Here is a 13021-nt window from a genome sequence, read left to right on the forward strand (position 1 = left end):
ATCATTCCATGAAAAAAATTAAGGACTATATCAGTAATAATCTTTTAATTAAAATAGCCTCACTAAACTCGGTATCGGTTATCACACGAATTTTTGCCGGATTTATCACTTCAAAATTTATAGCATTTTACATTGGACCTTCTGGATTGGCACTTGTAGGGAACTTGAGAGATTTCTTTACATCCCTACAATCGTTTTCAACACTGGGGTTTTACAACGGGATTGTCAAATATGTAGCTGAATTTAAGGACAATACCGTTAAGCTTTCCCAAACCTTGTCAACAGTATCTTATAGCGTTCTGGCTTCATCGATAGTAATAGGGATAGGTGTTTTTTTTAGTGCGGACTATATGAATCTCATATTGTTTACTGAGCGTAATGACTATGGTTATATAATAAAAATTATCGCTATAGGCTTACCTTTGTATGCCATCAATTCTATAGTTCTTGGCTATTTAAACGGACTTTCTGATTTTAAAAGAATTGTAGCAATCCAAATTTTTGGTCATGTTTTTGGTACACTCCTGACGGTTTTTCTAATTTATTTCCGTCAAATCCAAGGTGCTTTATTAGCGGTAGTACTTTCTGAAGTTTTAATATTCATCATTACCATGACTAGTATTTCTAAGAACGTTGACTTGTTTTCACTCATTTCCTTCAAGCAATTTAAATTCAACCAACTTAAAAAACTTGGCTCATTTTCTATAATGTCTCTCTTCACGGCATTGTTGGCACCTTTGGTCATGCTCTCCATTAGAAATTATATTATCGATACCCAATCTATTGTTGAGGCCGGATATTGGGAAGCCATGAACCGGTTGTCTCGCTATTATTTAATGTTTGTCACCTCTCTGCTTACATTGTATGTGCTGCCCCGCTTTTCAGAAATCCAAACACATAGGGAATTTAGACGTGAACTTTACATGCTCTTTAAAACTATTCTGCCAATAATTGCATTGATGTTAATTACCACCTATTTTTTGAGACATATTATTATTTTGTTGGTTTTTTCAGAGGATTTTACACCCGTCGAAGATCTCTTTTTTTGGCAATTGACAGGCGATTTTATCAAGGTCATTTCAGTTATAATTGCGACCCAACTTTTGGCAAAGGGCATGTTTTGGAAGTATCTGATCACAGAAGGTTTGTCCTTTGCAACCTTGTATTTTGCCAGTATTTTTCTAATTGATAAATATGGCGTTATTGGAGCCACAATGGCACATTTTGTAAATTATGTTGTGTATATTATTTTAATACTAATGGTGTTCAAAAACGCTCTTTTTGGAAAACTTGAAGAATAGGGCTAGATTAGATTCTATGTGATTGTGGTTTTTGAAAACTTTAATTAATGTCATATGACAGAAGTGGAGTTAGTGACTTAGTTTTTGTCCCACAGGTTTAAATACTGTTGTGAAATGGCTTTGTAATAATGTTCCCTTTCGACAAACTCCCTTGCGTTCTTCGAAATTTCTAAGATTTTATGAGGATTTTCAATCAACCAACTCAGTTTTTTGACTAAGTAATCCACGTTTGGTAAAGCGTTAATGACTATAGTGTCTTCTTCAACGCCGTAATAATCTAACCACTCTTGCTCCGCACCTGTAAAGACCACTTTTCCTTTGGCCATGGCTTCAAGGGCATTAAAGCCTTGGTCAAAAGAATATATCTGATCCATTAAAATGTGGCAGCCATCGTAGATTTTTATGTATTGATCATAAGGCAGACTGTGGGTAGTAACAACTTCTACTTCGTCTTTGTATTTATCAGCGATAATTTTTAGGGCTTTTGAAAAATACTCGTTTCCTTTTTTGACCACTGCCGAGGTGTTGATACCGTGAAATATTTTAATTTTATCAGTAATCTCAATGGGAAGATATGCAATATTATCTGTGTTAATTGGATTTGGAATCAATCCTAAATAAGATCTATTACCTAATAAAGGAAGGTGATAATCCATATCTGTAGCAATCACACCTTGAGCATTTTTATATATGAAATCGTGAAGGTTTTTAAAAGAATCATTCAAATATTCCAATTGAAATTTATATAATGGTTTCAGTGAAGGATCCTTTAAATATGGACTCATGATGCTATAGTTGAATTTTCCATCCATCATGTAGCGCATACATTGATAGTCAATGCCACAGGAGAGTAGAAAAAGTTTTTTATTATGCTTTAAAAGCTGTTTTAAGAACGTGATGTCCAAACTGGGTGAGGCTTTTAATGCATATTCATTAATCAACTGGACCACGTCAAATCCTCTGAGTTTTTTGGAATGAAATTTTGCTTTGAAAAAGATTTCGTAAGCACCTAAGTCCATTGAAGTGAGCTTATAGAACCCGACCTTGAATTTTTTTAGGATCGGATGATGAAACGAATGGTCAATTTTAAGGTCAACAGGATAATTTTTAAAACCATCCCCATTGGCGATAATCACAACCTCATGTCCTAAAGCTTCAAGCCCTTCTTTAAGAGAATTATGGAGTCTGCTATATTCACCAACCAACAATATCCGCATAAAAATATTACTTTTGAACAAAAGTAATAAAACACCTTTTAGAAGAACTCACTTTATGAAGATATCATTTGAAATACTCATTTCTACTATGTTTAGGGAGGATTTGAGTTTCTTAAATGCGATATTTTCATTGAATGCAATTGATGATTTTGACATCATTATTGTCAACCAAACAGATGAGGATAAATGGCTCGTTTCTGACCGTTCTAATATAAAAGTCATCAATTCTTTAGAAAGAGGTTCGCCAGCAAGTCGGAACCTGGCTATAAGACATGCCTCTAAAGATGTATGCTTAATGGGCGATGATGATATTGTTTATCAGCCCAATTTGAAACAGCATATTGAAGCGGCCTATTCTGCCCATCCAAATGTTGCCATGATTTCCTTTGAGGCCATTAATGAGGAAGGTCAGCTGTTTACTGATTATTATCCAGAAGGGTTGCATTCTAAGAAATCCTTAAAGAAAATTTTTACTTGGGTCATCTCCTTCAAAAGGCAGGTATTTAAAGAACACCAAATTTATTTTAATCACTATTTTGGGGTTGGATCTGTGTTTGAGGGGGAGACAGAATATGCATTCTTGAGGAGTGCTTATGATAAAGGTTTAAAGATGATTCATGTTTCTCAGACCATTGTTCGGCATCCCAACGAAAGTTCTGGAGGTTTGATGGGGAGTGACAATGCCCTTTTTGCACGATCAGCCTTAGCGCATCGCTTTTATGGCAATTTGAGTTATCTTTGGTTGTTGAAATATGTGCTTTTTATATACAGACACCATTATATTTCGTTTAAAGAAATGCCAACTAAGTTTCAAATGGGTTTAAACGGAATTGCAAAATATAAATCCCTGCTCAAGTCGGGCGAAATTGATAAGCTTTATGAAGGTTAAATTATTAGATATTCCTAAAATTGCCGATCCTAGAGGTCATTTGTCAATTATTGAAAAAGATTGCATTCCTTTTGCAATCAAACGTGTGTACTACTTATATGATATTCCTAGTGATGCGTATAGAGGCGGGCATTCTCATTTGAAGCAAGAATCTTTTGTAATTGCTTTGAGTGGGAGCTTTGAAATTATAGTAGATGATGGTGAAAATCGAAAAAAAATAATGTTGAATAAGCCTAATATTGGTTTGTATATTCCAACTGGCGTATGGCGAGAGATTGAGAATTTCTCTTCCGGTGCGGTGTGCTTGGTATTGGCTTCAACGGAATTTGACGAGAGTGAATATATCAGGGATTATGAAGACTTCAAATCATCTAAAGCTACTTAATAGAATTCCTGAATTGTGAAGCCCACTTTTTATATGCAATGCAAGTTTCAAAGCCGTTCTATTCAGTTTTAACAAAGTGCGCTGTTTTGAATTCAAATTATTCAGATCAATCTTATTGATCAACACTGCTGCCTTCTCTTTATTTCCTGCTAATTTATATTGGATGGCAATGGAAAATCGGTTGAGATCCAGATATTTCTTTAAACTAGAATTTGATTTTGCAGCTTCTTCATAAGAATCCAAATCTATAAATTGTTTCAAATTTGTGTTAGAATTTGAGATGCGATTGTCAGCATTTAAATTATATATGGCCGTCACTTGGTTGCTAAAAGCCACAGGGAATTTTAAAGCAATCCTAATCCATAAATCGATGTCTTCTCCCATATCACAATTGATATTAAAACCTCCCAACTCGTTTAACACAATTTTGGGAACCATTGCGGCAGAGGTCCAGGCAATACTGTCGATATAACACCCTTCAAAATAATCTTCTACAATACCTCTCCAATTTTTAATGGTAGGAATAGTATTAAATACTGAAGGAATATTTATTTCTTTGTCTTTTTTTAGATAAGCGGAGGCATAAAGTCCGCAATTTGGAAACTGCTCAAAAAGTGTTCTTAGATTTTCTAGATGGTTCTGTTTCCATACATCATCGGCATCCAAAAAAACGATCAAATCTGAAGAAGCTTGCTCAACACCGTAATTACGGGCATTAGAAACCCCTCGGTTTTCAATGTCGAAAACCTTGATACGCTGATCTGTAAACGTCTCAACCGCGTTTTTGCTGCCATCAGTGGAGCCATCGTTGACTATAATAATTTCAAAATCCTGAAGCGTTTGCGCCAATACCGATGCTATTGTGGTTTGAATATGCTTTTCTTTGTTGTAAAGCGGAATGATTATAGAGCAAAAACAATTCATTTTACGATATCCCTTTTAAAATTATAACACATATAGGATATTCTATAGAGCTGAATCATATAAATTGACGGGTTTTTTCCTAGCAGATGCGATTTCATTTGCGATGCGTATTTTCTATAAAAATAAGCGAACGCATGGTGTAATTGGTATTTTTTTAATTTCGTACAAAATCCTACCAAACCATTGTCATCATGATCTATTCTTCCTTCTTTATAAAGTTTCAAAAGAATATTGATGGCTTCTTCTGTTTTGGTCAGATAAACATGACTTTTTTCGATACCCAAATGGACCACCTGATTATCAATATGGGCAACTTTGATGGAATGCGATTTCAGCAGACTAGAAAATAAAACATCATAGCCATAGCCTTTGCCACTAATTTGACCATTTAAATTAATAAAGATTTCTTTTCTGATGCTAAAATTGGCAGATACAATAGTGCGATAAGGTTTTTTGGTTCGTATTTCTGCAGTAATGGTTTCACGTTGATGACCATATATCCAACGCAACATAGAGTCGTTTTCAGGCTTCTTTTCATCATAAAGAATGCCTCCAAAAACCGCATCATAATTTGAAGTGAGATAAGATAAATATATTTTGATAAAATCTAAATTTGCGGGCATGGTATCAGCATCTAAAAATAGTAACCAATTATATTCTGCTTTTTGGGCAAGGACTTGGCGTGTCTGCTCACGACCAACATTCATTTTAGAAGGGTTGTAATTTGTAAATTTAAAGGTATTGATTTGTTTGTTGAGTTCTATAAAACGAGCCTCAGAACCACTATCATGCGCTAAAATCTCAAATATAACTTTAGCTTCTGTAAGTTGCCGATGAAGTTCTTTAACCAATGCGACAATATTATAGTTATAAACAGGGATTAATACCGAAATCATTACAAGCGAATAAGTTTTAAATTTACATTTTTTAAAGCACTAAAAAGAGCCTTATTATAAAAGAAATAAATTGAGATGATCTATTTAGTGCTTAAAAAACGGAAGACCTCTGTTTTAAATGGAATTATCAACGAGTGTTTTAAAAGACCTTTTGTGGGAGCGCAACATTCGCTCATCCATGGAAAAATAAGGATGAAAGTATAAGACACGCAGCTAATAATAACCCGCGATTTGTGAAGTAAATCGAAAGATATTAACCTTAATAGTTCATGAAATGGTAGCGATTTCTGAAGCTTTATGTTTCGTGGTAAATTAACCTTTACGCTGCACCACTTCAAAAACCTTGTTTTCGTCGCATTTTAAAGTTTTACTCGGGTAGCGGAGTAAGAGTGCATAATCATGTGTCGCCATGAGAATGGTATTGCCGTTTTTGTTGATTTCCCGTAAGACTTCCATGACTTCAATACTCGTCTGCGGATCCAAATTCCCCGTCGGCTCATCGGCTAAAATGAGTTCAGGGTCATTCAATAAAGCTCTTGCTATGGCAATGCGCTGTTGCTCACCTCCTGAAAGCTCGTGTGGGAATTTAAACCCTTTAGTTTTCATTGCTACTTTATTAAGAACTTTTTCAAGACGTTCCTTGATTTCTTTTTTGTCTTTCCAGCCTGTGGCTTTTAAAACAAACTCTAAGTTGCTATTAACCGTTCTGTCCGGCAACAATTTAAAATCCTGAAAAACAATCCCCAATTTACGTCTCAAAAAAGGAATGTCTTTTTCTTTTAATTTTCTCAAATCAAAATCGACAATATGGCCTTCACCCGTAGTCAATTCCAAATCGCCATAAAGCGTTTTCATAAAACTACTTTTCCCGCTTCCTGTCTTACCGATAAGGTACACAAAGTCCCCTTTTTTCATTTCAACATTTACTTCAGACAACACCATGCTGTCCCCCTGATATATGGAGACATCCTTTAATTCTAAAACAGTTTCAGACATTTTTTTACGTGAGTTTTTTAAGAGTTGTAAATGTATTATTAAAAAAATCAAATATCAAACTTTTCGAAAATGAGATGGTGGTTGGCAGTCATCAGTTGGCAATTATCAGTCGTTAAGTCCCTGTTTATTTGCGCAACAGTTTGTCGGTGAAAGTAGGGATGTCCTTTAGACTGTAAGAAAGTTTAGTTTTACTGTAAATTGTTGAATAGATAGATCTTTTCCCTAAAGACTGTATGTCGACTGGTACGCTGCAGACTGACGACTGTAGACTGACGACTTTTAATAACTTCGTGTATAATTAAACAATTTTTCCTTCGTTATAGATTTAAGATTCAAGTATCTTTGATCGTCAAAAAAAAACGGACTTAATGATTCATAAAAAATTCACATTTTTTGTAAGTTTCCTAATGTTTATAGGATATTCTTACGCACAGCAATCGGCTACCTATACTAATGAATTGGTCGATTATCAAAAAGCACTGACTTTATATAATAATAAACAATATCAAGCAGCTCAAAGTATGTTTGATAAGGTAAAAGATGCTACGGACAATGAACAGTTGGAAGCAGATTGCACTTATTATTATGCAAATTGTGCCGTGCGCCTCAATCAGATCAACGCAGATGCGCTGATTGAAGATTTTGTTGAAAAACACCCAACGAGCACCAAGCGAAATACGGCGTTTATGGACGTTGCAGATTACTATTTTGAAAATGGTAAATACGCCTACGCCAGAAAATGGTATGATAAAGTTGATGAAGGAAGCATTGGCATTGCTGAACGTGATAAATTCTCGTTCAATTATGGATACAGTTTATACAGTACCAAAGATCAGGTAGAAGCACAGAAATATTTCAATCGTGTAGTGAATTCCAAAGAATATGGATCACAAGCGAAATATTATATCGGATTTATGGCTTATGAAGGTGATGATTATGATCGGGCAAATGAGTACTTTGAACAGGTTAGCGATAATGTGAAATATCAGGAAAAACTTTCCTATTATCAAGCTGATTTAAACTTCAAGCTCGGAAAATTTGAAAAGGCTATTGCACTTGCTCAGGAGCAAATGAAAAAAAGCAATCCGACAGAAAAATCAGAATTGTCTAAAATTATTGGCGAAAGCTATTTTAACCTTCAAAAATACAAAGAAGCGATTCCGTATTTAACCGCTTATAACGGTAAAAAAGGAAAATGGAGCAATACCGATTATTATCAGCTGGGTTACGCCTATTACAAACAAAATGATTTTGAGAAAGCCATCTCTGAATTCAATAAGATTATTGGAGGCAACAATAGTGTTGCTCAAAACGCCTATTACCATTTAGGTGAGAGTTACGTGAATTTGGGTAAGAAGCAAGAAGCTTTGAACGCTTTTAGGAATGCGTCGCAAATGGATTATGATTTAAAGATCCAAGAAGATGCTTGGTTGAATTATGCAAAGCTAAGTTATGAAATTGGCAATCCGTACCAATCCGTACCACAAGTGTTGACCAGTTATCTGGATAAGTATTCACAAACAGCGAGCAAAACGGAAATAGAAACCTTATTGATCGATTCATATATCACCTCAAAAAACTACAAGGAAGCCTTACGATTGTTGGAAGGTAAAAACAGTTTTGAAAATAAGGTGGCTTATCAAAAGGTGGCCTTTTACCGTGGAATTGAAATTTATAATGAAGGGGATTACAGGGCAGCAAAAGAATTGTTTGAAAAATCTCTTAAGGAACCTCGTGATGCGAAATTTACTGCAAGAGCGACATTTTGGAAAGCAGAAACAGATTATCATATTAGTAACTATGATGAGGCTTTAATCGGGTTCAGGCAATTTAAGCAACAAAATGAAGCGGCTTCAACTCCTGAGATGATCAACATCGATTATAATTTGGGTTATACGTATTTCAAACAGAAAAACTATACAAAATCAACGGAGCATTTCAAGAGTTTTGTCAATGAACATAAGGATGACAAATTGCGATTGAATGATGCCTATTTAAGATTGGCAGATGGTTATTTTGTATCGTCAGATTATAAGGATGCCATTGGTGCTTATGATAAAGCTATCGCTTTAAAGCAAATTGAACCAGATTATGCCGATTTTCAAAAAGCAATGAGTTATGGCTATATTGGTCAGGGCAGTACCAAAATTCAGGAATTGAACAGGTTTATCAATAGCTATGGTAAATCGTCTTTAAGAGATGATGCCATGTATGAATTGGCCAATTCTTACGTAAAAGCGAACCAAAACGATAAGGCAATCGCTATGTATGACCGATTGAATGCGGAGTACAAAAACTCAGTATTTAATTCAAAAGCAATTTTAAGACAAGGTCTGATCTATTATAATGCAAATCAGAATGAGCAAGCTTTGGGCAAGTTTAAAAATGTTGCCAGAAATCATCCTAGCAGTGAAGAAGCCATTCAAGCAGTTGCCACTGCACGGTTAATCTATATTGATTTAGGTAGGGTAGATGAATATGCAGCGTGGGTAAAAACCTTGGATTACGTGGAAGTTACCGATGCTGATTTGGATAATACGACATTTTTGGCGGCAGAAAAGCAGTATTTGGAAAACAAAACGGATAATGCCATTAAGCAGTTCAATGGTTATATCAACCAATTTCCTAATGGAATAAATGCGTTAAAATCACACTTTTACCTGGCGGAATTATATTCTAAGAAATTGCTTCCAGAAAATGCACAGCTTCATTATGAGTTTGTGGTCAATAAACCAAAAAGCGAATATACGGAGCAAGCCATGGTAAAACTTTCAGAGATTTATTTAAATGGTTCGTTATGGAACAAAGCCATCCCGATTTTAAAACAATTAGAAACGGAAGCGGACTATCCGCACAATATTACTTATGCGCAGTCCAATTTGATGAATGCTTATTACCAACAGGAAAAGTATAAAGAAGCCGAAAATTATGCAGAAAAGGTGCTCTCAGGGAGAAAACTGGATAATAAGGTAAAAAGTGACGCCCAGATTATCATTGCGCGTTCCGCCATTAAGACCGGAAATGAATCCAAGGCGAAATCAGCATACGAAACTGTGGAAAAAATTGCCACTGGTGCACTAGCGGCAGAAGCTTTATATTATAACGCTTACTTTAAAAACAAGGAAGGTAATTACGAAGCTTCCAATGCAACGGCACAAAAATTGGCCAAGGATTACGGTAGTTATAAATATTTTAGTGCGAAAGGCTTGGTGGTCATGGCTAAGAATTTTTATGCCTTAAAAGATGCGTTTCAAGCTACTTATATTTTAGAAAGTGTGGTCTCAAACTTCCCTGAATTTACTGATGTAGTTCAAGAAGCACAAGCACAACTCAATACAATCAAAGCACAAGAAGCAAAAACAAACTCATCAATCATAACAGATAACTAAATTCCTGCGAGGGCACAACTCTCCTGAAAATATTTCGAGAGCATGTATGCCACTTCCTGTTGGAGTCTGAAATTTCATAGTTAGAATTTAACACTATAAATAATGCTAAAACAAATCAATTATATAGTTTTCACCGCGGTATTAATAAGTACGGCCTCTTTTGCACAAGAACGCACCAAAGACACTTTAGATCCTGAAGTGGTGACTGTAGTCAAGCCGTATACGCCGACCGTTGCTGATGCTTTCAAAATAAAGGAAACTGCAATTTTGGATGATGATGTCAATACGGCAAAAAAGAAGATTAAATACAACATATTCTCAATACCTGTAGCCTCCACCTTTACCCCAGCCAAGGGGAAGGCTGCTACGGTCAACAAAGCTAAAGCTGTAAAGTTATATGATAATTATGCCTCTTTGGGCGTAGGGAGTTACACCACAATTTTAGGAGAAGTCTATCTGAACCAAGAGTTGGGCAGAGGAGAAAACGTAGGCGGTTATTTGTCGCACCATTCTTCTGGTGGAGGTATTAATGGACTTTTGTTGGATGATGATTTTATTGACACTCACCTGAACGTGAACTACAGTCAAAGACTTAGGGATTTGTCCTGGACGGTCGATGGCGGCGCTTTGTATCAAAAATTCAACTGGTATGGATTGCCACAACCTTATTTTGATGCGACATCTGCGGAGGGCATTAACGGGAGCCATTCATTTTATGGAGGTAATGTTGGTGCAAAAGTAAAACTGCATGATTACTTTTTTAAAGATGCCAGTGCGCGTTTTAGAAGATTTGGAGACAACCAAGGTTCTGGTGAAAATCGATTTGTGGTCAAAGCTTCTGGTGATGTTCCTATTCAGAATGAATTGATAACAGCTGAAGTCACCATCGATTATATAGGAGGCTCTTTTGATAGAGATTATTATACGGAAAATGAATTGAAATACGGCAATGTGAGCTTTGGAATCGCACCAAGCTATCAGTTGACTCAAGATGATTTAACCCTTAATTTGGGCGTGAATTTGGTATATAAGAACAATACTGGAGATTTTGGCGCTAGCAAATTACATATTTATCCAAACATTAAAGCAAGCTTAAGGATAATTGACGAATTGATGATTGCTTTTGGAGGGTTTGAAGGCGGATTAAAGCAAAATTCCTATTATGATTTCGCCCAAGCAAATCCGTTTGTATCTCCTACGCTATATATTGAACCGACTGATAAGAAATATGATCTTTCTGCGGGTTTAAAAGGGAAATTATCCAACAGTATTAGTTATAGTGTGAGTGGACATTTTTTGAACGAAAATAATAAAGCATTGTACAGTGCGAATCCAATTATGGTTGCTGCAACTGAAGATTATCAGAATGGAAATTCTTTTGGAATGGTCTATGATGACGTCAAAACTATAGCATTTGAAGGAGAGTTGAATGTAGATGTGAACAGAAATTTTAAGTTGGGCGTTAAAGCCGAATATTTCTCCTATAATACGGACAATCAAGCAGAAGCTTGGAATCTTCCAGATCTAAAGGCTTCATTGTTTATGGATTATCAAATTGACGAAAATTGGTTTGCAGGAGCAGGCATGTTTTATGTAGGCGAACGCAAAGATCAACTATTCGAATATGAAACGTTAGAACCTATCCAACAAACACTAGCATTAGATAGTTATTTTGATGCCAATGCGCATGTAGGATACCGTTTAAATGACCAACTTTCGTTTTATGTAAAGGCTAACAATATTGCAAATAACGACTATCAACGTTGGTTGAATACACCGGTTCAGGGCATTCAGTTTTTAGCGGGAGCCACTTATCAGTTTGATTTCTAAACAGGATCTCAAGAATAGTTTCCAAAATTTAAAATATACTATTTTAAGAATAGCACTCCATATCGGAGTGCTTTTTTTGTCATAACTGAAAAAATATTAATATCGGATAGGGTTAAATTTAGATATATCCGATATAAATTATATCTTTGTGAAGTGAAAGATATAGATCTCACATATCGTGAAGAGTTGATGCCGTTTTTCGAGCGTCTTGAAATGAAGCTTGAGCACTTAAAAAAGCACAGGCCTTTGCCCTCAATGGCCATAAATAAAATAAGGGAAGCTTTGACAATTGAGTGGACTTACAACTCCAATAGTATTGAAGGAAACACCTTGAGTTTAAGAGAAACTCAAATGATATTGCAAGATGGGATTACTATTAAAGGGAAATCACTCAGAGAACATTTTGAAGCAAAAAATCATGAGCGGGCCATAAATCTTCTTTATAAATTGGTAGCGAAATGTGAAATGCTTTCCATTAATGAAATCCTATCTCTTCATGGCATGGTGCTGAATGCTATTGAAGAGGAGTTTGCAGGTAGACTTCGCAATGGTGGTGTTCGTATTTCAGGAGCAAATTTTGTGCCTCCAAATGCCATAAAAGTCTCTGGTTTCATGGATGACCTTTTTACCTTTATAAATGAGAATCCTTTAAATTTAAACGTTGTTGAGCTTGCCACGGTGTTTCATCATAGGTTTGTTTGGATACATCCTTTTTTTGATGGTAACGGCAGAACCGTAAGGTTGGCAATGAACTTAATTTTGATGAAACATGGTTTTCCGCCAGCTATCATTTTAACCAATGATCGTGCAAAATACTATGCCGCACTCAATGATGCCAATAAGGGGCGTTATGGAAAATTGATGCTTTTGATGGCACATGCTCTTGAACGTACCCTTAATATTTATCTAAATGCAATGCCAGGAAACACTTCAGAATATACGGAAATATCAAACTTGGTAGAAGAAGAAAATCTACCGTATGGACAGGAATATATCAGTCTCTTGGCCCGTAAAGGTAAGATTGATGCTTATAAAGAAGGTAGAAATTGGCTCACAACAAAAGAAGCAATAGACGATTATGTAAAAAAAAGAAAACGTAAAAGATGAGTTTTGAAAAGTATTTCATTTGAAATGCTTTTCTTATTTTTACAGTACAACCAAACAACCAATTTCCAACTAAAACCAATCATTACG

General features: G+C 35.6%; 10 protein-coding genes. 6 read left to right on the forward strand and 4 right to left on the reverse strand.

The features are described 5' to 3' along the window. Positions 1 to 8 precede the first annotated feature (8 nt). Positions 9 to 1301 (forward strand): O-antigen translocase, encoded by a 1293-nt coding sequence (locus G525_RS0101695; RefSeq protein ID WP_027124601.1) that lies wholly within the window; start codon positions 9 to 11, stop codon positions 1299 to 1301. A gap of 77 nt (positions 1302 to 1378) precedes the next feature. Here the strand turns inward: G525_RS0101695 and G525_RS0101700 are convergent, their stop codons facing one another. Beyond that, entirely contained in the window at positions 1379 to 2518 is a 1140-nt protein-coding gene (locus tag G525_RS0101700) for a glycosyltransferase (protein ID WP_027124602.1), read from the reverse strand. Positions 2519 to 2573: 55 nt separating this feature from the next. Between G525_RS0101700 and G525_RS20000 the strand changes: the two genes are divergently transcribed. Both G525_RS20000 and G525_RS0101710 read left to right on the forward strand, forming a co-directional pair. Further along, a complete protein-coding gene (locus G525_RS20000; protein WP_084647678.1) occupies positions 2574 to 3407 on the forward strand; it encodes a glycosyltransferase family 2 protein in 834 nt (277 codons plus the stop codon). After that, positions 3397 to 3792 (forward strand): sugar 3,4-ketoisomerase, encoded by a 396-nt coding sequence (locus G525_RS0101710; protein WP_035478749.1) that lies wholly within the window; start codon positions 3397 to 3399, stop codon positions 3790 to 3792. Before G525_RS20000 ends, G525_RS0101710 begins: the two co-directional genes overlap by 11 nt. On the opposite strand, the gene G525_RS0101715 is transcribed toward G525_RS0101710, so the two are convergent. From G525_RS0101715 to G525_RS0101725, 3 genes are all read right to left on the reverse strand, one after another. After that, a complete protein-coding gene (locus G525_RS0101715) occupies positions 3775 to 4716 on the reverse strand; it encodes a glycosyltransferase family 2 protein (RefSeq protein ID WP_027124604.1) in 942 nt (313 codons plus the stop codon). The genes G525_RS0101710 and G525_RS0101715 overlap by 18 nt on opposite strands. Further along, a complete protein-coding gene (locus tag G525_RS0101720; protein ID WP_027124605.1) occupies positions 4713 to 5612 on the reverse strand; it encodes a glycosyltransferase family 2 protein in 900 nt (299 codons plus the stop codon). The genes G525_RS0101715 and G525_RS0101720 overlap by 4 nt, the downstream gene beginning before the upstream one ends. A 312-nt stretch (positions 5613 to 5924) precedes the next feature. Next, a complete protein-coding gene (locus tag G525_RS0101725; protein WP_027124606.1) occupies positions 5925 to 6608 on the reverse strand; it encodes a cell division ATP-binding protein FtsE in 684 nt (227 codons plus the stop codon). Positions 6609 to 6976: 368 nt separating this feature from the next. Between G525_RS0101725 and G525_RS0101730 the strand changes: the two genes are divergently transcribed. From G525_RS0101730 to G525_RS0101740, 3 genes are all read left to right on the forward strand, one after another. Beyond that, positions 6977 to 9997 carry a tetratricopeptide repeat protein gene (locus tag G525_RS0101730; RefSeq protein WP_027124607.1) on the forward strand — a complete coding sequence of 1007 codons (3021 nt, stop codon included), beginning with the start codon at positions 6977 to 6979 and terminating at the stop codon, positions 9995 to 9997. Between the two features lie 102 nt (positions 9998 to 10099). Beyond that, positions 10100 to 11827 carry a porin family protein gene (locus tag G525_RS0101735; RefSeq protein WP_027124608.1) on the forward strand — a complete coding sequence of 576 codons (1728 nt, stop codon included), beginning with the start codon at positions 10100 to 10102 and terminating at the stop codon, positions 11825 to 11827. Positions 11828 to 11980: 153 nt separating this feature from the next. After that, positions 11981 to 12934, forward strand: a complete 954-nt coding sequence (locus G525_RS0101740; RefSeq protein WP_035478752.1) for a Fic family protein — start codon at positions 11981 to 11983, stop codon at positions 12932 to 12934. Positions 12935 to 13021 lie beyond the last annotated feature (87 nt).

Origin of the sequence: Gelidibacter mesophilus DSM 14095 (genome assembly GCF_000423005.1) — a bacterium.
Lineage (GTDB): Bacteria > Bacteroidota > Bacteroidia > Flavobacteriales > Flavobacteriaceae > Gelidibacter > Gelidibacter mesophilus.